Here is a 22,032-nt window from a genome sequence, read left to right as displayed (position 1 = left end):
CGCATTCGGCGTCGAGTGCGACAACTTCTGGACAGTGGGGGAGCGGCGGCCGGTGCTCAGAGGGCGGCGAGGATGGCCGCGGCCGTCGCGGCGTCCGTCACGAGCGTGTTGATCAGGGAGCCGCGGACGGCGCCGATGATGCTCGCGGTCTTCTCGGCCTCGACCGCCACGCCCACGGCGTGCGGCACGGCGGCCAGGTCCTCGCGCGAGACGCGGACCATCCGGTCGCTGCCGGGGAACTCGAGGGCGCTCCCGTCGGCGTGGAAGAAGTCGAGGGACGCGGAAGCGCACCGCCCCCGGAGAGACGGTGCGCTTCTGCGACGGATCAGACCGCGACGAGCCAGGTGAGCTGCGAGTGCGGCTCGACGATCAGCGGGCCCAGCTCCCTGTTGAACTCGGCTCCGTAGTCGGCCGAGATGTGCGCCTGGAAGGCGTCCTCGTCGCGGTAGACCTCGTAGACGAAGAACCGGGCCGGATCGTCCTCCCGCCGGTAGGGCGTGAACTCGACATTGCCCGGCTCCCGGCGGACCAGGACGGCGAGGTCGGCGATCATGCCGGCGACCGCCTCCTCGTGACCGGGCTTCGCGGTGAACTCGGCGTAGAGGATGCGGGCGCTCATGCCGTCGCCGCCCCGGTCATGATCGCGACCGCGTCGGTCATCGAGTGCGACTGCGGGGTGATCGTCGCGGCCTTCTTGCCGAGGCGCTGGATGTGGATCCGGTCGGCCACGTCGAACACGTGCGGCATGTTGTGGCTGATCAGGATGACCGGGATGCCGCGGTCGCGCAGATTGCGCACGAGCTGCAGCACCTGGTTCGACTCGCGGACGCCGAGGGCGGCGGTCGGCTCGTCGAGGACGACGACCTTCGAGCCGAACGCGGCGGCGCGGGCGACGGCCACGGCCTGGCGCTGTCCCCCGGAGAGGTTCTCGACCGGGACCGTGACGTCCTGGAGGGTCGAGATGCCCAGCTCGGTCAGCTCGGCGCGCGCCTCCTTGCGCATTCCGGCGGTGTCGAGCATCCGGAAGACGGAGCCGAGGATCCCCTTCTTGCGCTTCTCGCGGCCGAGGTAGAGGTTCGAGGCGACGTCGAGCGCCGGGGAGACGGCGAGGTTCTGGTAGACCGTCTCGATGCCGGCGCCGCGGGCGTCCTGCGGGCGCTTGAAGGTCACCGGCTGCCCGTCGAGGAGGATCTCGCCCTCGTCGGGGATCTCGGCGCCGGTGAGGCACTTGATCAGCGTCGACTTCCCGGCGCCGTTGTCGCCGATGATGGCGAGGACCTCGCCGGGGTAGAGCTCGAGGCTCACGCCGTCGAGCCCGACCACGCGGCCGAAGGTCTTGACGAGGCGCTTGGCCTGCAGGACGGGGGTGCGGGCGGCGGCGGGAGCGGTGCCCGCGGCATCGATGAGGGTCACTTGCGAACCTTCCGGATCCACTGGTCGACCGAGACGGCGACGATGATGAGGACGCCGACAGCGAGCGTCTGGTAGAGGACGTCGAGTCCGGCGAGCGAGAGCCCGTTGCGGAAGACGCCGACGATGAGGGCGCCGAGGAGCGTGCCCCAGACCGTGCCGCGCCCGCCGAAGAGGCTGGTGCCGCCGATGACGACCGCGGTGATGGAGTCGAGGTTGAGGTCGGCTCCGGCGTTCGGGCTCGCCGCGTTGGTGCGGCCGATCTGGATCCACGCGCCGATGGCGAGGATCGCGCCGGCGGCGAGGTAGACGCTCATCAGGACGCGGTTCACGCTGATGCCGGCCAGGCGGGCGGCCTCCTTGTCGTCGCCCACCGCGTAGACGTGGCGGCCCCAGGCGGTCTTGCCGAGGATGAACGCGATCACGATGTAGACGAGGAGCATCAGCAGGACGCCGTAGCTGATGCGGACGCCGAGGATGTCGAAGGTGCCGCCGGTGGAGGGCAGCAGGGCCGGCATGTCGGTGCCGCGGACCGTCGAACCGCTCGAGTAGAGGAGCGTCAGCGCGACGAAGATGTTGAGCGTGCCGAGGGTGACGATGAACGGGGGGAGCCGGAGCTTCGTCACGAGCAGGCCGTTGAAGGCGCCCGCTGCGAGGCCGACGATCAGGCCCAGGAGCAGGGCGACGACCGCCGGGAGCCCGTTCTCGGTCGCGGTCTGCGCGATGACCATCGAGGTGAGGACCATGACCGCGCCGACCGAGAGGTCGATGCCGGCGGTGAGGATGATCAGCGTCTGCGCGACGGCGAGGGTGCCGACCACCGCGACCTGCTGCGTGATGAGCGAGAGGTTCGACGGGTCGAGGAAGCGGTCGTTCAGGAGCCCGAAGACGATGACGGCCAGGACGAGGACGACCGCCGGGCTGACGGCCGGATAGCGGTGCAGGACTCCGCGGACGCGGTCCAGCGGCGTGCGGCGGTCGAGGAACTCGCTCGCGAGGTCGAGTGCGGAGGTCGGCGGATTCGGGTCGGTGGTCTTCTGAGCCACGATGGCCTTTCTGGAGTCGCTGGGAGCGGGAGGAGGAGGGCGGGGCGCCGGAGCGCCCCGCCCGCGGGGGGCTACTCGCCCCAGCAGATCCCGGCGGCGTCGTCGGAGGTGATGCTGTCGAGGCCGTCGACGGGGGTGTCGGTCACCAGCTGCGAGCCGGTGTCGAAGAAGTCGAGGCCCTCGCTGGTGCTGGGCTTGGTGCCGTCCTCGGCGAGCTGGGCGATCGCCTCGACGCCGAGCTGGGCCATCTTCACCGGGTACTGCTGCGCGGTGGCGCCGATGAGACCCTCCTTGACGTTCTTCACGCCGGCGCAGCCGCCGTCGATCGAGACGAGCAGGACGTCCTTCTCCTTGCCCGCGGCCTGGAGGGCCTGGTAGGCGCCGTAGGCGGCGGGCTCGTTGATCGTGTAGACCACGTTCACGTCGGGGTTCTTGGACAGGAGCGTCTCCATGGCGGTGCGGCCGCCGTCCTCGGCGCCCTGGGTGGCCTCGTTGCCGACGATCTCGTAGTCGCCGCCGCTGTAGCTGCCGGTCTTCGCCTCGTCGCCGTTGGTCTGGTCGTCGGCGACGTCGATCCCCATGCCGGTGAGGAAGCCCTGGTCGCGGTTGTAGTCGACCGAGACGACCTTGTCGTCGAAGAGGTCGAGCATCGCGATGGTCGCCTTCTTCCCGTCGAGCTGCGCGGCGGTCCACTCGCCGATGGCCTCGCCGGCCTTGAAGTTGTCGGTGGCGAAGGTGATGTCGACGGCGTCGGCGGGGTCGGGCGCCGTGTCGAGGGCGATGACGAAGAGACCGGCGTCGCGCGCCTTCTGGATGGCGTCGACGACGGAGGGGCCGTTCGGGGTGATCAGGATGCCCTTGTCGCCCTTCGAGATCGCGTTCTCGATGGCCTGGATCTGGGTGTCCTCGTCGCCGTCCTCCTTGCCCGCGGCGAGCGTGAGGTTCACGCCGGCGGAGGTGGCCGCCTCCTTGGCGCCGTCCTCCATCGCGACGAAGAAGGGGTTCGTCGTCGTCTTGACGATGAGGGTGACGCCGACGCCGTCTCCGCTGCCGGCGGTGGAGCCGGCGTCGGACGAGCCGGGGCCGGAGCTGGAGCAGGCGGTCATGCCCAGGGCCGCGAGGATCGCGACGGAGCCGAGGCCGATGTACCGGGTGAGGCGAGGGGAACGGTTCGTCATTGAAAGTCCTGTTCATAGGGCGGGAGCAGCCTCCCGACAACGATGTCAGAGGTAGGTCTATCGGGTCGGTGACGCTAAGGTCAAGCGATCCTCCAGAAAGCGAGACCCGACCGTGACATCGTTGTCAGATCGAAGCGGCGCCGGTGCAGGCCGCCGTCCGACCATGAAGCACGTCGCCGCTCTGGCCGGAGTGGGCATCAAGACGGTCTCCCGGGTCATCAACGGCGAGCCGAACGTGTCGGCCGCCACGATCGAGCGGGTGCAGGCCGCCGCCTCGCAGCTGCAGTACCAGCCGGATCTGCACGCCGGGAACCTCCGCCGCTCCAACGGGCGCACGAACACGCTCGGACTGCTGGTGGGCAGCGTGGCGAACCCCTTCTCGGGTGCTCTCCACCGTGCCGTCGAGGATCTCGCGAACGAGCGCGGGGTCGCGGTCTTCGCCTCGAGCCTCGATGACGACCCCGCCCGTGAGCGCTCCTCGGTGAACGCCTTCGTCTCGCGGCGCGTCGACGGGCTCATCCTGACCACGGTCGCGCCCAGCCAGGCCTACCTGGGCGTCGAGGTCGACCGCGGCACGCCTGCGGTGTTCGTCGACCGCGTCCCCTCGGGGATCACGGCGGACGCGGTGATCACCGACAACGCCGCCGGCATCGCCCGCGCAGTGGGGCACCTCGCCTCCTTCGGGCATCGCCGCATCGCGTTCCTGGGCGACCGGCCCGAGATCTTCACCGCTCAGGAGCGGGAGCGCGGCTTCCTCGAGGAGATGAGCCGGCTCGGCCTGCCGGTGCCGCCCGCGTACGTGCGCCACGGCGCCCACGACGAGCACGCGGCGGAGGAGATGGCGACCGCTCTGCTCGACCTCGAGGTGCCGCCGACCGCCATCGTCGGCGGGCAGAACCTGATCACGATCGGCGTGCTCGCCGCGCTCCGCCGTCGTGGCGCGCACGGAAGGGTCGCCCTGATCGGCTTCGACGACATCCCCCTGGCGGAGCTCCTCGAGCCCGCCGTCTCGGTGATCGCGCAGAACCCCGCGGTCATCGGGCGGACGGCCGCCGAGCGGGTGTTCCTCCGCCTCGACGGCGAGGACGAGCCGGCGCAGACGTTCGTGATCCCCACCGAGCTGATCGCCCGCGGCTCCGGCGAGGTGCCCTGCCCCGACTGAGAGGCGGTGGGACGGGATCTGATCTTTCTCGAAGACCGCTCTTGAATTGTCCGGAGGACAGTCCGTAGATTGCCCAGCAATTGACAACGTTGTCACTCGTGACACGCGCAACGAAGGGCGTTCTTCCGTGCTTTCTCCTCATCGCTCGCTCCCACGGCGCAGCGGCCTGGTGGCCGTCGCCGCCGCGCTCTGCCTCGTCGGCGGCGGGCTCTCCGTCCCCGCTGTCTCCGCCGCTCCGCTCGACGCGGCAGCGGAGACCTACCGTCCGGCGATCCACTACTCGCCGACGAAGAACTGGATGAACGACCCGAACGGGCTCGTGTACTACGAGGGGGTCTACCACCTCTACTACCAGTACAACCCGCAGGGGACGCGCTGGGGGAACATGAGCTGGGGCCACGCCACCAGCACCGACCTCACGCACTGGACCGAGCAGCCGCTCGCGATCCCGGGCGATGCGGAGTCGGACATCTTCTCCGGCTCGATCGTCGTGGACAAGGACAACACCTCCGGATTCGGCACCGCCGAGAACCCGCCCCTGGTGGCGATGTACACGGCCGCGTACAAGACGGGGGAGCAGGCGCAGGCGCTCGCGTACAGCACCGACGCCGGGCAGACGTGGACGAAGTACGAGGGCAACCCGGTCATCGACCGTGACCAGAACGACTTCCGCGACCCGCACGTGTTCTGGTACGACGGCGGCACTCCGGAATCCTCCTACTGGGTGGTCGTCACCGTGGAGGCCGACGACCACAAGGTCCTCCTCCACAAGTCGACGGACCTGCGGAACTGGACCGAGCTCAGCGAGTTCGGCCCGGCCAACGCGACCGGAGGCGTCTGGGAGTGCCCGGACCTGTTCCCGCTGGCGGTCGACGGCGACCCGTCGAACATCAAGTGGGTCATGGTCGTCAACCTCAACCCGGGGGCGGTGGGCGGCGGCTCCGGCGGCCAGTACTTCGTCGGCGACTTCGACGGCACCACCTTCACCTCCGAGTCGACCGTCGGCTCCGACACCCTCCCCGAGGGCACGACCCTCGCCGGCTTCGACGACGGCACCTACAACGGCTGGACCGTGGACAACGAGGCCGGCAACTGGAAGAACGGGCCCTTCGGCTCCGCCCCCGCCACCGGTCCGATCGACGGCCAGCAGACCGTCACCGGCTTCTCGGGGACGGGACTGATCAACGGCTTCAACGACGGCGACTGGCCGGTCGGCACGATGGTATCGCCCGACTTCACCGTGGACCAGGACCACCTGAACTTCCTCGTCGGCGGCGGCAACCACCCGCACGTCGACGGCACGCAGCTCGCCAACGACCCGCCCGCCGGGAGCGAGCTGCTCTTCGAGGGCTTCGAGTTCCCGGACCAGCAGGGCCTCGCGGACAACGGCTGGGCAGTGACCGGCGACCTCGTCGGCGGCACCAACCCCTCGACCAGCGGCGGCGAGTTCTTCCTCGGCCAGAAGCGGATCAACACCTTCGACGGCGGACCGAAGGGCGACGACAACCTCGGCACCCTGACCTCGCCGGAGTTCACGATCGACAAGAGCCACCTGAGCATGCTCGTCGGCGGGGGCTTCCGCCCCGAGGGTGACGCCCAGGCCCTCGAGGTGCAGCTCGTCGTCGACGGCGAGGTCGTGCAGACCACCGCCGGCACGAACGACGGCGCCCTGAACTGGAAGAGCTGGGACGTCTCGGCCTACCAGGGGAAGGCGGCGCGGATCGTCGTCGTGGACGACGCGACCGGCGGCTGGGGTCACCTGACGGTCGACCACATCGTGCTCGCCGACGCCCCGGCGCAGGTCCGCTCCAACGAGACGAGCGTGAACCTCGTCGTCGACGGGGAGATCGTCCGCACTGCGACCGGCAGCGACAGCGAGACGCTGGACTGGAAGAGCTGGGACGTCGCGGACCTCGCCGGCCGCACGGCGCACCTGCAGGTCGTCGACAACAACCGCGCCGGCTGGGGCCACATCCTCGCCGACCAGTTCATGCTCGCCGACGAGCCCGCGCAGAGCCGCCTCGTCGACTACGACTGGCTCGATTGGGGCCGCGACTACTACGCAGGGGTCACCTTCGACAACGCGCCCGACGACAAGCGGATCATGATCGCGTGGATGAACAACTGGCAGTACGGCGAGGCCATCCCGACCGGGACCTGGCGGGGAGCGATGGCCCTCCCGCGTGAGCTCTCCCTCGAGACCGTCGACGGCGCCCCGAAGCTCGTGCAGAAGGTCGTCGATCAGACCGCGGCCCTCGAGCGCGGCGACGAGGCGTTCACGCTGGGCGCCACGGACATCGCCGACGGTGAGACCGCACTCCCGGCTGCCGCCGAGGGCAGCGTCTACAAGCTCGACGCCGTCTTCAGCGCCGGGGACGCGGACTCCTTCGGCCTCTCGGTCCGCAACTCCGCCGACGGCTCCCAGCGCACGCCGATCACCTACGACGTCGCGTCCGGTCAGCTGAGCGTCGACCGCACCCGCTCGGGCGACATCGGCTTCGACGCCGACTTCCCGTCGGTCGAGACCGCACCGGTGGCCCTCGACGACGGGGAGCTGCACCTCGAGCTCTACGTCGATCACGCCTCCGTCGAGACGTTCGCGCAGGGCGGCCGCGCGACGATCACCGACCAGGTCTTCCCCGACCCGAGCAGCACGGGAGTCTCGCTCCTCTCCTCCGGAGGGACGGCGCGCCTCGAGAGCCTGACGGTCACACCGCTCACTCCGTCGATGTTCACCGATCCGGCGGCGGTCGCCTCGCTGACCCCCGCGGGCGCGGCGCAGACCGTCGAGACCGGAGCGGCGATCGCCGGCCTCGGAGTCACCGCAGCGAACGCGGCCGGCGAGCCGGTGGCGGGCGCGGACGTCGCGTACACGATCGAGGGTCCGGCCCGCTTCGCCGACGGAGGCACGACCGCCGCCGCGACGACCGGCGCCGACGGCTCCGCTCCGCTCCCCGCGGCCACGGCGGGCCCCGGCACGGGTGCCGTCTCGATCACCGCGGTCTCGGGAGGCGTCAGCCGACTCCTCCCCGCCGTCACCGTCGTCGCCCCGGCGACCCGGGTCGACGTCGACGTGACGATCACCGGCGTGAAGCGCGGCGGCTCGGTCGTGCTGACCGCCACCGCGACGAACGAGGGGAGCACGCCGGTCCGTCTCAGCATCCCGACGGCCTTCGTTGAGCTGAAGGTCGCCTCGCTGGCGGCGGGCCGCACGAAGACGGTCTCGGTCGACACGCACCTCTCGCGGGTGCCGTCGGGCTCGTTCCGCGTGACGGCGACCGCACCGGACGGGACCCGGGAGACCTTCCGGGTGGCGTACCGCGGTACCGGCAAGTAGCGGCGAGGAGGGGCGGCGGCTCCGGGCTGGACCCGGGGCTGCCGCCCCTTTCCCGCGCCCGCTGCCGGCCGACGGACGAGCCTGTCGCGCGAACGGGACTCCGATGCGTCACGAACGGTCCTCAAGCGCGCCCGGAAGCGACTGTTCGTGACGCCTCGATCGCGGGCCGCGGACCGTGCGCGGGGAACGCCGGACGGAGAGGGGCCGTCAGGCGAGCGGATCGCGGTCGCGCGTCAGCGGGGCCGCCCGCAACGCCCGCATGTAGATCCCGTACCGCCGCAGCTGGCCGGCCGCCGCCGCGGCGCGTCCGGGGCGCAGGCCGGACAGCCGGTACACCAGCATCCGCGACGCCATCCCCGCGAGCACGACCGCCCGCCAGACCTGCTGCTGCAGGTCCGAGCGCGCCATCCGCCAGCCGTACAGGTCGAAGAGGTTGACGATCCAGGCAGTGCCGACGCGGCCGTCGACGCCGCTCGAGGAGCCGCCCATCGCGTGCAGGGCGTGCAGGCGCGGATCGAGGACCACGCGCAGGCCCTCGGCGCGCAGGCGGAGGCAGATCTCGACGTCCTCGGCGTACATGAACCAGCGGTCGGTGAGTCCGCCGACGCGGTCCCAGACGGCCAGCGGGATCATCAGGCAGCCGCCGCTCACCCAGTCGACGTCGCGCGGGCGGCCGTGCAGGTCGGCGGCGAACAGGTAGTGGCCCTCGAAGGAGGGGAAGCGGCGACCGAGGCGCGAGAGGCCGGTCTGGTGCACGAGCATCCGGCGGACCGTGGGGGCGTGGCCGGCGGCGACGATCACGACGTCCTCGCCCTCGTTCTCGAGGAGGGGGGAGACGGCGCCGATCGTCGGATCGCTGTCGAGAAGTGACGCGAGCGAGCCGACGACCTCCGCCGAGATCTGCGCATCCGGGTTCAGCAGCAGCAGGTGGCGGCCGGTGGCGTGGGCGGCGCCGAGGTTGACGGCCCGCGAGAATCCGGCGTTCTCGGTGTTCTCGACGACCTGGACGTCCGGGTACTCGGCGCGCAGCACGGCGACCGTCTCGTCGCGCGAGAGGTTGTCGACCACCAGGATCTCGACGCTCTCGTCGCGGCCGGCGAGCGCGTCGAGGCAGGAGCGGATGACGCCGATGCTGTTGTAGGTGACGATCACGATCGACACGGACGGCCCGCTCACGGCAGTACCGCCACCATCGCGGCGCGCAGCCGGGCGACCACGGCGTCCCAGCTGTAGTACTCGAGCACCGGAGTCGGATCGAGCGGCTCCGGCGGGTCGGCGACGAGCTCGCGGATCGACGCCGCGATCGCCGGCACGTCGCGCGGATCGACCAGGCGGGCGTGCTCGCCGAGGATCTCGCGGAACACGGGGATGTCGCTGGCGAGGATCGGCGTGCGGCAGGCCAGGGCCTCGAGGGTCGGCAGGCCGAAGCCCTCGTCGAGGGTGAGGAAGAGGAACAGTGCGGCGTTCTCGTAGAGCCAGCGGAGCTCCTCGGTCTCGATCCGCCCGAGCAGGCGCACCGAGCCGTCGTCGAGCGCGGCGCGCACGGTCGGGGGGAACTCGGTGCGGACGCCCGAGGCCTCGCCGACGACGAGGAGCGGGAAGGAGGGGGAGAGCACTCCCGAGGCGAGAGCGGCCTCGATCGTGGTCGCGAGGTTCTTGCGCGCGTTGAGGCGGCCGACGGCGAGGAGGAAGCCGTCGAGGCCGTCGACGCCGGCGGGCGCCACGGGCTCCGCGGCGGCGAACGCCCGGTTGAGGCCGAGGCCGACGGGCACGGCGCTCGTCGCGGCGGAGGTGCGGACGATGCGGCGCGACTCCGCGACGCTGCTCGCGATCACCACGTCGGCGCGGCGGACGCTGAGCGGCATGAGCGAGAAGTAGGCGCGCTCCTTCCGCGTGAACCACTCCGGATTCGTGAGGAAGAGGAAGTCCTGGATGAACACGGCGGACCGCCCCAGAAGGGGGGTGAAGTTGTGCGCCAACGTGATGTCCGGACGCAGCCGGAGAGAGAGCAGAGCGAGTTCGATAACGGCACTGATCCCCTGCGGCCGGAGTCTCGTCGGCACTACTCGGGCGATTCCCGCTAACTCTCGCCTCGCCGTCTCCACCCCCGTCAGGGGGACAGCAATGACAAGGGAATCCTCAGGAAAGAGTCGCGCCCAGGAGAAGGTGATCTCTCGCATGACCTCACGGTTGGAGATCGGGCCGCGAATCCACCAATTACCATCGAGCAGGACCCGTAGGGATCCTCGGTGCGAACCTGTGCCGGGCATTCGACCCCTGTCTGGGAATGGGTTCTCATGGATGTCCCGACTGTAGCGAACGGACTCCTGCCCCGGACGCCCACGAGTACCGGCCCGAGGGTCGCCGCACCGAGGAGAGGGCCCCATGAGAGCTCGACGCCGCACTGCACTCGTCCGCTGGGCCGTCGCCGCGCTGGGGGCGGTCGTGGTGGTCAACGCGGTCGTCGTCGCCCAGACGCAGGTGGGCTCGGACGCGACCGCCGACTTCCTGAGCTCGGTCACGGCGCTGACCAACATCCTCTCGATCGCCGCCTTCGCGATCGCGGGCCGGAGCGCCTGGCGATCCGCGCGATCCGGGGGCAGGAGGAGTGCTGCGGCACCGGGGGAGTCGCGGGCCGTCACCGCGATGCGCACCCTCAACACCGCCACGCTGCTGAGCATGTCGGGCCTGTTCCTGGTGATCTACGGGCCCGCCGTGCTCGGCGACCCGGCTCAGCTGAACCCGAGCACGGTGGTCCTGCACGTGCTCGTGCCGGCGCTCGCGCTGGTCGAGCTGCTCGCCGTCCCGGGCGCCCGCCCGGTCGACCTCCGGCTGGTCTGGGCGGTGATGGTGTTCCCCGTCCTGTGGTTCGCCTACACCTTCGTCAGGGGCGCTCTCACGTCGCGCTACGTGTACGAGTTCCTCGACCCGGAGCTCTCCGGCGGGGAGCGGATCATCGTCGGGATGACCGTCCTGATCCTCTCGATCTTCTTCCTGATGGGTGTCGCGATCCTGTCCCTCCAGCGGTGGCGAACGGCGGTCCGTTCGCCGCTAGTATGAGCGCCAATACCCGCCTTCGGGGGTGCGAGTTAAGCCGTCGAATGAATGCTGTGCACCGTCGCATACGCCTGGTATTGCGACAGCAGATTTCGTCCGGCGATCGCCTGTGACGAGGCGACGCACAACAAAGGGAGAACCGGGACATGGGCAGGTCGGTCGCCATTATCGGCACGCGGGGCTATCCCAGTTACTACGGGGGATTCGAGACAGCCGTCCGACGTCTCGCGCCATTCCTTGCGGAGCAGGGATGGGAGGTCACGGTCTACGGAAGGCCGGGCACCACGGCCCTGCAGGACCCGGACCGCGACGAGCGGGTGATCACCCGGCAGACGCGGGGCGTCGAGAGCAAGTCGCTCAGCACCCTCTCCTACGGGCTCACGGCCGCTCTCGACGCGGCGAAGCGCAAGCCCGACGTCGCCCTGGTGCTCAACTGCGCCAACGGCTTCTGGCTGCCGATCCTCAAGCAGCGCGGCATCCCCACCGTCGTCAACGTCGACGGCATCGAGTGGGACCGCGCCAAGTGGGGCCGCTTCGCGAAGTTCGTCTTCCACCAGGGCGCGGTCTGGACCGCCCGCCACGGCGACCGCATGGTCTACGACGCCGCGGCGATCGAGACGCGCTGGAAGCGGGAGTTCGGCCGCGACGGCGACGTCATCCCCTACGGCGGCGACGTCCCCCCGGAGCACCCGGTCGAGCCGGGGCTCACCCACCGCGGCTACGCGCTGATCGTGGCGCGCTTCGTTCCCGAGAACACGGTGCCCGAGTTCATCGAGGCGGCCGAGCGGATCGCGCGGACCCACGACGTGGTCGTCGTCGGCTCCTCCGGCTACGGCGGGCCGATCGACCAGGCGGTCAGCGCCCTCGCGCAGCAGAACGCGCGTGTGCACTGGTTCGGGCACGTCAGCGACGACACCCGGCTCCACTCCCTCTGGCAGCACGCCGGGGCCTACTTCCACGGGCACAGCGTCGGCGGCACCAACCCGGCTCTCGTGCAGGCGATGGCCTGCGGGGCTCCGGTCGTCGCCCGCGACACCGTCTTCAACCGCGAGGTGCTCCAGGAGGCGGGGCGCTTCGTCGCTCCGACCCCGGACGCGATCGCCGAGGGCGTGCTCGCCGTGCTGAACGACCCGATCGAGCAGGAGCGGCTCTCGTACCGCGGGCACCTGCGGGCCGTGCACTCCTACTCCTGGGCCGAGGTGAACGCCGGCTACGAGCGCTCGCTGCTCAGCGTCATCGCCGAGCGGGCCTCCGCGGGAGCGAGCAGGAGCCGGGCGTGAGGGCCCCGCGCGACCTCGGCTACGACGACCTCCTCATCAGCTACCACGTCGGCCCGCTGACGGGCGTGACCGCGGAGCGTGTGCGCACCGCGCTGCGCGACCTCCTCCTCTCGCCCCGCGGCGCCGTGCTCCTGCGGCGCCGCACCCGGCTCCGCGGGTGGCGCCGGGTCGACGTGGCTGCCGCCCTGGACGCGGCCGAGCGCGCCGTGCGGGTCGTCGACGGCCCGCTCGAGCGCGAGGACCTGGCGCACCGCCTGCTGGCGCCGCAGTTCGCGCCGGGCGAGCTGCCGGTCCGGATCCTGTTCGACGGCGCGACGGTCGGCTTCACCCTCCCGCACAGCCTCTTCGACGGCACCGGAGCGACCGCGGTCGTCGCGCTCGTGATCGAGAAGCTGGGCGCCCCGGGGGCCGACGGCACCGCTCCGAAGCCGCTCGCCGCCGCTCCGCTGCGCGAGATCGCGGAGCGCTTCGAGCTCACCGGTCTCGCCGGCGCCAGGAGGGCCCGCGACACCTTCCGCACCCTGACCGCCGCGACCGGCACCGGCTACCAGCTGGACGCGACCCTCTCGAAGGAGGAGTCGGACCGCCGCGCGCGCCTGGTGACCGCGGTGCTCGGCCCCGAGACGCTCCGGGCGATCGCCGCGACCCCGGAGCAGGCGCGCGACGGCCGGCGCCCCGCCCGCCCACCGGTGTCGCTCAAGACCGCGAGCCTCGTGCTCCGCTGCCTGCAGGACTGCGCCGCCGACGGCCTCGACTTCCGCGTCGTCGTACCGGTCGACGCGCGCCGCTGGGTCGCGAAGGGCACCGAGGTCGGCGGCAACCTCTCGCCGTCCCTCCCGCTCGGCCGCCTCCGCGCCGACGACTGGTCCGCGACCTCGCTCCTCGAGCGGCTGTCCGCGGCCACGAAGTCCGGCCTCCCCGCGACCTGGCTGCTCGCGAGCGCGCTGCTGAGCATCAAGACCCTCGTGCAGCACCCGCTGGCACCCCTGCGCACGCAGCGCGGGACGCCCCGCGTGCCGTGGGAGATCCACGTCTCCCTCCCCTCCACCGAGGTGCCCGTCCCGGAGGAGCTGCTGCCGCGGATCGAGCCGGACACCATGGTCGGCGGGATGCCCGCCCACCTGCGCTTCCCGCTCGGCGTCTGGGTCGAGATCGCGCCGCTGCGCGACAGCATGCACCTGACCGTCCACGACGAGACCGGCACCTTCGCTCTCGACGGCTTCGAGGAGCGGCTGCTCGCCGCCGTCGGCGCCCGGGCCGCGGAGGCCTCGTGAGCGGGCTGCTGCGCCTCCTGAACTCCCCGATCACCATGCTCGCGAGCCGGCTCTCGGTGGCGGCGCTCGGGCTGGTCAGCGCCCCGCTGATCGCGCAGGCCCTCGGCCCGAGCGGACGCGGCGAGACGGCCGCGGCCCTCGCCTCGATGTACCTGATCCCGATCGTGCTCGCGCTCGGCATGCCCCTCGAGATCCGCCGGCGCGTGCTCGCCGCGGCGGGCGACCTGGGCGCGGTGCGCACGGCCAGGCGGCTCGCGCTGCTGACCGCGATCCCGGCGGCGCTGATCGCCTGGCTGCTCACCTCCACCCTCCTCTCGGCGCTCGACGAGGCGGCCACGATCGCGGTGTTCGTCGCGATCACCGGCACCCCGCTCATGGTCTGCTGGATGATCGACATCGGCGTCGTCGGGGCGCAGCGCCGCTTCGGAGCGGTCGCGCTGCTCCAGGCCACGCAGCCGCTGGTCTACGTCGGCGGGATCGTGGTGCTGTTCCTCCTCGACTCGATCACCGTCTCGGGCGTGATCTGGTCGAACTTCGCCGGCTCCGTGATGACCGCGCTGATCGGCTCGCTGCTCGACCGACCCCGCGGAGCCGCTCCGGCGCCCTGGCGGCCGCTCGTCCGCGGCTCCGTCACCTTCTACGGCGCGCAGGCCTCGGACGCCGCGTACCAGCGCCTCGACCAGGTGATCATGCTGCCGCTGATCGGCTCGCACCAGGCCGGTCTCTACTCGGTCGCCGTGACGATCGGCACGCTGCCCGTGTTCCTCGCGCACGCGGTCGCCGCTCCGGTCTTCTCGGACATCAGCCGGACGGAGGGGGGCGCCCGCGTCACCGCGACCGGCGACGCGCTGCGCTCGGCCTTCGCGGTCGGTCTGGCCTCGGCCGTGTTCCTCGCCGTCGTCACCCCCTGGGGCGTGCCGTTCCTCTTCGGCGACGAGTTCGCGGAGGCGATGCCCGCGGTCTTCTTCGCGATCCTCGGCTCCGTCTTCGTGGTCGTCACCGTCAGCGCCGGCGAGGTGCTCTCGGCGCGCAACCGCGGCATCAGCCTCACCGTCGCGCAGGGCGCCGGGCTGATCACCTGCCTCGTGCTCCTGTTCGCCTTCGGCCCGGCGAACGGCGCGATCGCCGCCGCCATCGCCAACGCGAGCGGGATCCTGATGGCGCTGGTGGTGATGGTGCTCGCGATCCGGCCCCCGGCGCGGACCATCGTCCCGCGGCCCTCCGACGTGCCGCTGGTCGTCCGGCGCCTCACGATGCGGGGCGGCGCGGCATGACCCGCACCGCGGCGCCGCTGCCCCGGGCGGGCTCCCGCACGGTCGCCCGCGGACCGGTGCGCACCCGCCGCACGCTCCGCGCCCTCCTCGGCCGCGACGGGCTCGGCCTGCCGTGGCTGGGCGTCCTGCTGCTGGTCTTCGCCCTCCCCGCGAACGGAGTCGCCTCCGCGTTCCTGCCGGGCGCCTCGGCGACCGCGTTCGGCGCGATCAAGGACGCCACCATCCTCGGACTCTTCCTGCTCGTGCTGGTCAGCGGGCGGATCAAGCGGGTGCCGGTGCCGATCGTCGTGCTCGTGCTGATGATCGTCGGCCTCGGCGCCGTCTCGGCCGTGTGGACGGAGAACCCGATCCAGGCCGCCTACGGCTGGCGCAACGACTTCCTGCCGTTCCTCGCGCTCATCGTGGTGCCCGCGTTGCTCGAGAAGCGCCACCTCGGGATCCTCGCGACCGCGTTCGTCGTCGCGCTGCAGCTCTCGTCGATCACGACGATCCTCACCTGGAACCAGGGGCTCGACTGGCTGTTCACCCTCGGGGTGTTCCCGCTGGCTCCCGGGACGCCGTTCCCCTCCTCCCTCTTCGTCGCCGGGAGCATCGTGCCCCGCGGCTTCAGCCCCTACAGCGCCCCGAACGAGAGCGCCGTCGCCGTCACGATCGCGCTCGCCGTGCTGTGGACCCGCCCCCGCTGGCCGCTGTGGCTGAAGGGCGCTCTGACGCTCCTGCCGCTGGTGGCCGTCTACCTGACGCAGTCCCGGAGCGGCTACATCGGCCTGGCGATGCTCGCGGTGACCCTGGTGGCCTGGGCGCTGTTCCGCGCGAAGCCGATGCTGGTGTGGGCGATGCTCACCGTGACCACGGCCGCGGCCGTCGGCGGAGTCACGCTCTACCTCTACATCGACAAGGTGATCTCGCACGTCGCCGACCCGTCGCTGATCGGCCACAGCGACAGCCTGCTCGAGAACATCCCGCTGCTCGTCGCGCACCCGTTCGGCTTCGGCCTCGGCAAGGTCGGCCCGCGCGCGCAGCTGTACTCGACCGACAGCGTCCTCGTCGAGAGCTTCTTCCTCGTGCTCGCGATCGAGTCGGGGATCATCGTGATGCTGCTGTTCGCGGCGCTGCTGGTGTACCTGTTCCTCCGCGGGCTGCGCGCGCCGACGCTCGACGGCTTCCTGCCCACGGCCGTGGTCGCGGGCACGCTGGTCAGCTACACGGTGCTGCCGACGCTCCAGGAGGGTCCGGTGGCGTACACGCTCTGGATCGTCTGCGGCATGGGCGTCGTGGCGGGGCGGGCCGAGCAGGCGGTGCGCGCGGGCACCGCCCGGGTCCGCGAGCCCTCACCCTCGCGCAACGCCGCCCACCTCGACGGGCCGCGCGCCGGCACCGGGGCGCACGTCGTCACTCCCCGCGGGGAGGGGCGCCGGCACCGGCTGCAGCGCTCCCGGGTCTCAGGCGGACGCCGTCGCCGCGGCGGTGACGACCGTGCTGCGGGGAGCCTGCGCGACCACGGTCCCGAGGACGTCGCCCCCGACGTCCTGTAGCCGGTCGGCCGCGGCGACGAGGTCGGCCGAGGACGAGACCCCGGCTCCCGCGACGAGGACGGTCGTGGCGACCATCTTGCCCAGCAGCACCGCGTCGGTGGCCGAGAGGATCGCGGGGGAGTCGACGATCACGTGGTCGTAGCGGCGCGAGAGGTGCGCGATCACGCGCTCCATCGCGGGGGTGCCGATCAGGTCGCTCGGGTTCGCCTGGCTGCCGCCGGCCGTGAGCACCGTGACGCCCTGCGCGCTGACGGGCAGCGACCCGTCGGCGGGCAGAGTGCCGGTGCGGAGCAGGTCGGCGAGGGTCGGTCCGCCCGTGGGGACGCGGAAGACCGTCGACTGCGCCGGGTCGCGGAGGTCGGCGTCGATCAGCACCACGGTGCGGCCGATCTGGGCGATCGAGACGGCGAGGTTCGCGGCCACCGTGCTCTTGCCGTCGCCCTCGCGGGCGGAGGTGACGAGCAGGGTGCGCTCGTGGGTGCCGGAGCCGAAGAGGAGCGTCGTGCGCAGCATCCGGAACGACTCGGCGACGGCGCTGCGGCCGTCCACGACGAGGGGGGAGCGGCGGACGGCCGTGTCGAAGGGGATCGACTCGAGCACCGGCAGGGTGGTGCCGGCGGCGACGTCCTTCGCCGAGCGGATGCGGGAGTCGCCGAGCGAGCGCAGCACGACGACGCCGACGCCGAGGATGAGGCCGGTCGCTCCGCCGAGCACGAGGTAGACCAGCAGGTCGGGGCTGAGCGGCGATCCCGGCACGGAGGCGGCCTCGAGCACCTTCACGTCGACCCGGCTCGCGCCGCCCGTGACGGGGCGCTCGATCTGCGCGACGTAGCTGCGCAGGCTCTCGGCGACCGCGTCGGCGATCCGCGCCGCCTGCTGGGCGTCCGCGTCGACCACGTCGATGCTCATGATGACCGTGCCGGGGAGCGCGGCCGGCGTGACCTCGCCCGCCAGGTCGCCGACGGTCATGTCGAGTCCGAGGTCGTCGATGACGGGCTGCAGCACCGAGCTCGAGTCGACCAGCGCGACGTAGGAGGCCACGCGGGCCTCGGCACTGGTGAAGGACGCGCCGACCTCGGCGCTGGACTGGTTGTCGGCGGTCGCGACGGAGACGAACACGGTCGTCTGCGCCCGGTACTCCGACTCCGACGCCATGGTCGCCACGGAGGCGGCCGCGAGGCCGAGGGCGACGAAGATCGAGATGACGAGCCAGCCCCGGCGGAGAAGACGTCCGTACTCGCGAATTCCCACAGTGCCGTCCTTGTCGAGGAGGGATCCGGCGGACCGGATCGAGACGATGAGCGTGCTGGTGTCGATCCTGGCAGAAGCGCGCCGCGTGTCACCGGCGCCGGGCCGAGCCGGCACCCCCGGACAGGCGCGGGAGAGGGCCTGCGGCGGGATCGGGGGGTCAGAGCTGTCGGGCCCCGCCCGATCGGCGTCGCGAGACGACGGACGGCCACTCGTCCGGAAGGCCTCCGCTCCCGTCGAGGGGCCGCCCCCGACCGCGCCTACTTCTTGTAGCTCCTGGTGACGGTGTTGTTCGCGGGGGTGGGGTCGCCGATCGCGGTGGAGCTCTTGGCGGTGATCGTCGACGTGCCCGTCCGGGGGGTGAGGACGACGGTCCGGGTGGTGCTCTGCCCGGCTCCGAGGGTGGGGATCTTCCAGGTGAGGACGGTCGTCCCGGCGATCCTGCCGGGGGTGCGGGTGGCGCCTCCGGTGTCGGTGACGGTGGTGGGGACGATCATCTGGATGACGGTGGATCCGGTGTCGCGGGTGCCGACGTTGGTGACGGTGGTGGTGGCGGTGAGGGTCCTGCCGGTGATCTTCGTGGCGGTGGGGGTGAGGGCGACCTTCAGGTCGGTGCGGCTGCCGGAGACGATCTTGACGATGCGGGTGGCGGTCGCGGCGGCCCAGGTGCCGTCGCCGGCCTGGGCGGCGGTGACGGTGCAGGCGCTCGTCCCGGTGAGGGTCACCGTTCCCGCGGAGGTGACGGTGCACGGGCCGGTGGCGGTGTAGGCCACCGGGAGACCGGAGGAGGCCTTCGCGGCGAGGGAGTAGGCGACTCCGGTGGTCGGGGTCGCCGACGTGTTCGCGGTGAACGCGACGGTCTGCGGCTTCTTCTCGATCGACGCGGCGGTCACCACGAGGGTGCGGGTCGCCTGCGGGGCGGCGTTCCGGTCGGCGTCGCCGGCCTGATCCAGGGTGAGCACGCAGTCTCCCGGAGCGGCGAAGGTCACGGTGCCGTTCGCGACGGTGCAGGCCGCGGAGGCGGTCCCGAGGACGATCGGGGCGCTCGACGCGCCGCCGGTGACGGTCGGAGTCCACGTTCCTCCGACGACCGCCGCGGGAGCGGTGGAGGTGAAGGCGACGGTCTGCGCAGCCCTGCCGATCGTGAAGGCGCGGTCGGCGTGAGCAGCGGCGTGCGCAGCGTCGCCGGCCTGCTCGAGGGTCAGGGTGCAGGTGCCGGCGTGGTCGTAGGAGACCGAGCCCCCGGAGACCGAGCAGGCTCCCGAGGCGGCGAGCAGCGGATCGGCGGAGGACGGGCCCCGGACGATCACCGGCGTGGACGATCCGCCGACGACCGCGTCGACCGGAGCGTCGCCGCCGAACGAGACGGACCCGGCGGCCAGGCCCACCGCGATGGTCTGCGAGACCTGCGCAGCGGCGAGATGACCGGAGTCGCCGGCCTGATCGGCGGTGACGGTGCAGGTGCCGGCGCCTCCGAAGGTGACGACGCCGTCCGTCAGGGTGCAGGCGCCCGAGGCGGCGAGCACGACCGGCTGCCCGGACGCGCCGCCCGTCGCGGCGGGCGTGTAGGTGCCGCCCGGGACGGCGGGGGAGGGGGGAGTGGAGGTGAAGGCGATCGTCTGGGCCGGAAGGGTCACCTGAACGGTGCCGGCGACGTTCGGAGCCTGCTGATAGGTGGAGTCGCCCTGCTGGAACGCGTAGTACGAGCAGGTGCCGACAGCGGTGAGGAGGATGTCGACGGAGCCCGGATCGACCCGGGTCGTGCGGCAGGCGTCGTACGCGACGGCGAAGGCGGGCAGGCCCGAGCTCGCGGTCATCGTGAGGGTGACGGTGTCGCCGACGGCTCCGGTCGTGGGAGGGGTCGGGGCGAGGGTGATCGTCTGGGGTCCCTTCCGCACCGTGAAGGTGGACGACCGCTGCAGAGCGGGCGCGTAGTCCGCGTTCCCGAGCTGGTCGGCGGTGACGACGCACTCCTCGCCGACCTCGGTGAAGGTCACCACGCCGTCGGCGATGGTGCAGCCGCCGGTCGCGCCGTAGGTCGTGGGAAGCCCCGACGTGGCTGTCGCGACGGGGGAGTAGGTGGCGGAGCGCGCGGTGTCGATGCCGTGCGGGTAGTCGTAGACGATGCTCTGCGGGAGGCGGTCGACGGTGAACGATCCGGTGCGCTGCGGCGCGGGGAGGTAGAGCTCCGAGCCCTCCTGGTCGAAGCGGATGGTGCAGGTGCCCGGGCGGAGGTTGCGCACGGAGGTGCCGCCGATGATCGAGCAGACCTCCGGGGTCGTGCTCGTGACCGTGACCGGCAGACCGCTGCCGGCACTGGCGCGGAGGTCGGCGTCCTCATCCGTCGTGAGAGCGCTCGTGGGGAGGAGGAAGTCGATGCTCTGCGCCTTCCGCACCACCTCCTCCACCGGCTTCGCGACCACCGTGAAGCTCGTCTCGACCGCCGGGGCCGCCGCGTAGCGCTGGTCGCCGGGCTGGCCGGCGCGGACGACGCAGGTCCCCGCGGCGACGCCCGCGAACACGGACCGGCTCAGTCCCTCGAAGAGGAACGGAGTGCCGTCGAGCCGGCAGACCTCCGGCGTCGTGGTCGTGAAGTCCACCGGGAGACCCGAGGTGGACGTCGCGGTCACCGAGTAGGAGCCGGTCGAGTACGCGTAGCCCGCCAGAGCGAACGCGACCGACTGGGACCTGGGCGAGAGAGTCCTGGTGCGGACGACGTCCGGAGCCGCGGTCCAGCCCGTGCCCCCGGCCTGGGAGGCGGTGATGGAGCAGAGCCCGCCGACCCGGCCGACCGCGCGTCCCGCGGTCACCGTGCACACGTCAGGAGTGGTGCTGACGTAGGTCACCGGCAGACCCGAGGACGCGGTGGCCTGCAGGACGAGGTCCCGACCGTCGGTGTCGAGGCCGGTCAGCTCCGGGAACGCGATCGTCTGCCCGGTCTGCGCGGTGAGGGTGAAGGTCGAGCGCGTGATCGGTGTCCGTGCGTAGACGACGGGATCCCGGTTGTACCCGTTGAATCCGGTGTAGAGCGCGCGGATCTCGTGGCTCCCGCGCGCGAATCCCTCCGGGACCTCGATGCTCACGGTCTCGGACGTCTCCGCACCGGTCAGCGTGACGGTGCCGAGCGGTCGCTGCGTCTGGCCGGTGAACTCGGTGAACGAGATCGATCCTCCGCCGATCTGGTCCGGCTTCCTCGTGTAGCCGGTGTCGACGTCCCGGTACGAGTTCTTCGAGAGAGTGGCGGTGAGGGTCGTGGGGACGTCGATCGCGGTCGTCGACGCGCTCACCGTCATGGTGGCGTCGGGGAGCCAGGCGACCAGTGCGTCGCCGACCTTGTAGGGGCTGAGTCCGGGATCGGCGATCGGCCAGCTCCCTCCGCCTCCGCCTCCGCCGCCGGCTGCTCCCAGGTTGGTGTAGATGAACTCGCCGCCGCCCGCTCCGCCTCCGCCGCCGCCCGCCGATCCGGCGCCGCCCTGTCCGCCGCTGGCGTAGACGTCGCCCGAGGCCCGCGCGCCTGCTCCGCCGAAGCCGTGAGGGTCGGCGCCCAGGCCGTCCCAGAACATGTGCCCGGTCCCGCCGCTCGCCTCCGAGCCGAACGTCGGGACGGCATCGAGGAAGCCGCCGAGGTAGGCGGTGTCGCCACCGCTGCCGCCGGTCCCCGGGGTGTCGATCGTCGCGCCGCCGCCGCCGCCCCCGGGGAAGCCGCCGGTGCCGTGGCCCGCTTCGCCCGGCCGGCCGGCGGCACCGCCGTCGGAGCCGTCGTACAGGATGGTCGCGTTCGATCCGCTTCCTCCGCCCGCGGCGACGGCGATGACATCGCCGCCGACTGGGTCGCAGTTCTCGTCGGGTTCGCTGAAGGACACCCACTTGGCGTCCCCACCCCCCTCGAAGCCCCCGCTCCGGAGGCTTCCCCAGTAGATCGTCTGACCGGGCGTCACCTTCACGTCGTAGAGCGTGAAAGCCGCGCCGGCGCCGCCGGTGCCCCCGGTGTTCCCCACGCTGTCGAAGTCCTGACCGTCGGCTCCTCGGTTGCCCCGGGCGGTGACGTCGGCGGTGTGGACGTTCGCAGGCACAGTGAACCTGCCGTCCGTCGTGCACGCGTCGTAGAACCGATTGGCGGAGGCGGGGGGTGCGCCGACCAGCGTGAGCGCCGCGGCGGCGAGGACCACCGCGAGACCGCCGGCGAGGGGGCGCCGGAGGCGGGACCGCGTCGAGGGGGACGGGGTCGAGG

16 protein-coding genes are annotated in these 22,032 nt (G+C 72.0%); 7 read left to right on the top strand and 9 right to left on the bottom strand.

What is annotated here, in order from left to right; all coding sequences use genetic code 11:
* Positions 1-56 precede the first annotated feature (56 nt).
* The 5 genes from C5D66_RS06355 to C5D66_RS06335 all read right to left on the bottom strand — a co-directional run bounded on the left by C5D66_RS06355 (position 57) and on the right by C5D66_RS06335 (position 3,634).
* Entirely contained in the window at positions 57-326 is a 270-nt protein-coding gene (locus C5D66_RS06355) for a sugar-binding domain-containing protein (protein WP_258063861.1), read from the bottom strand.
* Complete coding sequence (locus C5D66_RS06350; protein ID WP_104256430.1) at positions 326-619, bottom strand: putative quinol monooxygenase; 294 nt, start codon at positions 617-619, stop codon at positions 326-328. The genes C5D66_RS06355 and C5D66_RS06350 overlap by 1 nt, the downstream gene beginning before the upstream one ends.
* A complete protein-coding gene (locus tag C5D66_RS06345) occupies positions 616-1,413 on the bottom strand; it encodes an ATP-binding cassette domain-containing protein (RefSeq protein ID WP_104238957.1) in 798 nt (265 codons plus the stop codon). The genes C5D66_RS06350 and C5D66_RS06345 overlap by 4 nt, the downstream gene beginning before the upstream one ends.
* Positions 1,410-2,456 carry an ABC transporter permease gene (locus C5D66_RS06340; RefSeq protein WP_104256431.1) on the bottom strand — a complete coding sequence of 349 codons (1,047 nt, stop codon included), beginning with the start codon at positions 2,454-2,456 and terminating at the stop codon, positions 1,410-1,412. Before C5D66_RS06340 ends, C5D66_RS06345 begins: the two co-directional genes overlap by 4 nt.
* A gap of 71 nt (positions 2,457-2,527) precedes the next feature.
* A complete protein-coding gene (locus tag C5D66_RS06335) occupies positions 2,528-3,634 on the bottom strand; it encodes a substrate-binding domain-containing protein (RefSeq protein WP_104238959.1) in 1,107 nt (368 codons plus the stop codon).
* A gap of 163 nt (positions 3,635-3,797) precedes the next feature.
* Here C5D66_RS06335 and C5D66_RS06330 point away from each other — a divergent pair, with 163 nt between their 5' ends.
* Both C5D66_RS06330 and C5D66_RS06325 read left to right on the top strand, forming a co-directional pair.
* A complete protein-coding gene (locus C5D66_RS06330) occupies positions 3,798-4,796 on the top strand; it encodes a LacI family DNA-binding transcriptional regulator (protein ID WP_104256432.1) in 999 nt (332 codons plus the stop codon).
* Positions 4,797-5,094: 298 nt separating this feature from the next.
* Positions 5,095-8,133, top strand: coding sequence for a GH32 C-terminal domain-containing protein (locus C5D66_RS06325; protein WP_104274324.1), 3,039 nt, complete (start codon positions 5,095-5,097; stop codon positions 8,131-8,133).
* Positions 8,134-8,340: 207 nt separating this feature from the next.
* Here C5D66_RS06325 and C5D66_RS06320 read toward each other — a convergent pair whose 3' ends face one another.
* Both C5D66_RS06320 and C5D66_RS17090 read right to left on the bottom strand, forming a co-directional pair.
* Positions 8,341-9,294 (bottom strand): glycosyltransferase family 2 protein, encoded by a 954-nt coding sequence (locus tag C5D66_RS06320; RefSeq protein ID WP_181067889.1) that lies wholly within the window; start codon positions 9,292-9,294, stop codon positions 8,341-8,343.
* A gap of 11 nt (positions 9,295-9,305) precedes the next feature.
* Positions 9,306-10,073, bottom strand: coding sequence for a glycosyltransferase family 1 protein (locus C5D66_RS17090; RefSeq protein WP_181067888.1), 768 nt, complete (start codon positions 10,071-10,073; stop codon positions 9,306-9,308).
* A 445-nt stretch (positions 10,074-10,518) separates the two neighbouring features.
* On the opposite strand from C5D66_RS17090, the gene C5D66_RS17085 reads away from it, so the two are divergent.
* The 5 genes from C5D66_RS17085 (at position 10,519) to C5D66_RS06290 (ending at position 16,553) form a co-directional block, all read left to right on the top strand.
* A complete protein-coding gene (locus C5D66_RS17085; protein ID WP_181067887.1) occupies positions 10,519-11,193 on the top strand; it encodes a Pr6Pr family membrane protein in 675 nt (224 codons plus the stop codon).
* A 143-nt stretch (positions 11,194-11,336) separates the two neighbouring features.
* Positions 11,337-12,470 carry a glycosyltransferase gene (locus tag C5D66_RS06305; protein WP_104256434.1) on the top strand — a complete coding sequence of 378 codons (1,134 nt, stop codon included), beginning with the start codon at positions 11,337-11,339 and terminating at the stop codon, positions 12,468-12,470.
* Entirely contained in the window at positions 12,467-13,744 is a 1,278-nt protein-coding gene (locus tag C5D66_RS06300; protein WP_104256435.1) for a hypothetical protein, read from the top strand. The genes C5D66_RS06305 and C5D66_RS06300 overlap by 4 nt, the downstream gene beginning before the upstream one ends.
* Entirely contained in the window at positions 13,741-15,018 is a 1,278-nt protein-coding gene (locus C5D66_RS06295; RefSeq protein WP_104256436.1) for a lipopolysaccharide biosynthesis protein, read from the top strand. Before C5D66_RS06300 ends, C5D66_RS06295 begins: the two co-directional genes overlap by 4 nt.
* Complete coding sequence (locus C5D66_RS06290; protein ID WP_104326819.1) at positions 15,015-16,553, top strand: O-antigen ligase; 1,539 nt, start codon at positions 15,015-15,017, stop codon at positions 16,551-16,553. The genes C5D66_RS06295 and C5D66_RS06290 overlap by 4 nt, the downstream gene beginning before the upstream one ends.
* Here the strand turns inward: C5D66_RS06290 and C5D66_RS17080 are convergent.
* Both C5D66_RS17080 and C5D66_RS17590 read right to left on the bottom strand, forming a co-directional pair.
* Positions 16,461-17,804 (bottom strand): polysaccharide biosynthesis tyrosine autokinase, encoded by a 1,344-nt coding sequence (locus C5D66_RS17080; RefSeq protein WP_181067886.1) that lies wholly within the window; start codon positions 17,802-17,804, stop codon positions 16,461-16,463. The two genes, C5D66_RS06290 and C5D66_RS17080, sit on opposite strands and share 93 nt — an antisense overlap.
* Positions 17,805-18,061: 257 nt before the next feature.
* The gene (locus C5D66_RS17590) at positions 18,062-21,874 is read right to left on the bottom strand and encodes a DUF11 domain-containing protein (RefSeq protein ID WP_181125761.1); all 3,813 of its coding nucleotides are present in this window, start codon (positions 21,872-21,874) and stop codon (positions 18,062-18,064) included.
* Positions 21,875-22,032 lie beyond the last annotated feature (158 nt).

The organism is Rathayibacter sp. AY1B4 (genome assembly GCF_002932815.1).
GTDB lineage: Bacteria > Actinomycetota > Actinomycetes > Actinomycetales > Microbacteriaceae > Rathayibacter.
Note: the sequence above shows the minus strand (reverse complement) of the source record. Positions and strands in the feature narration are given on the sequence as shown.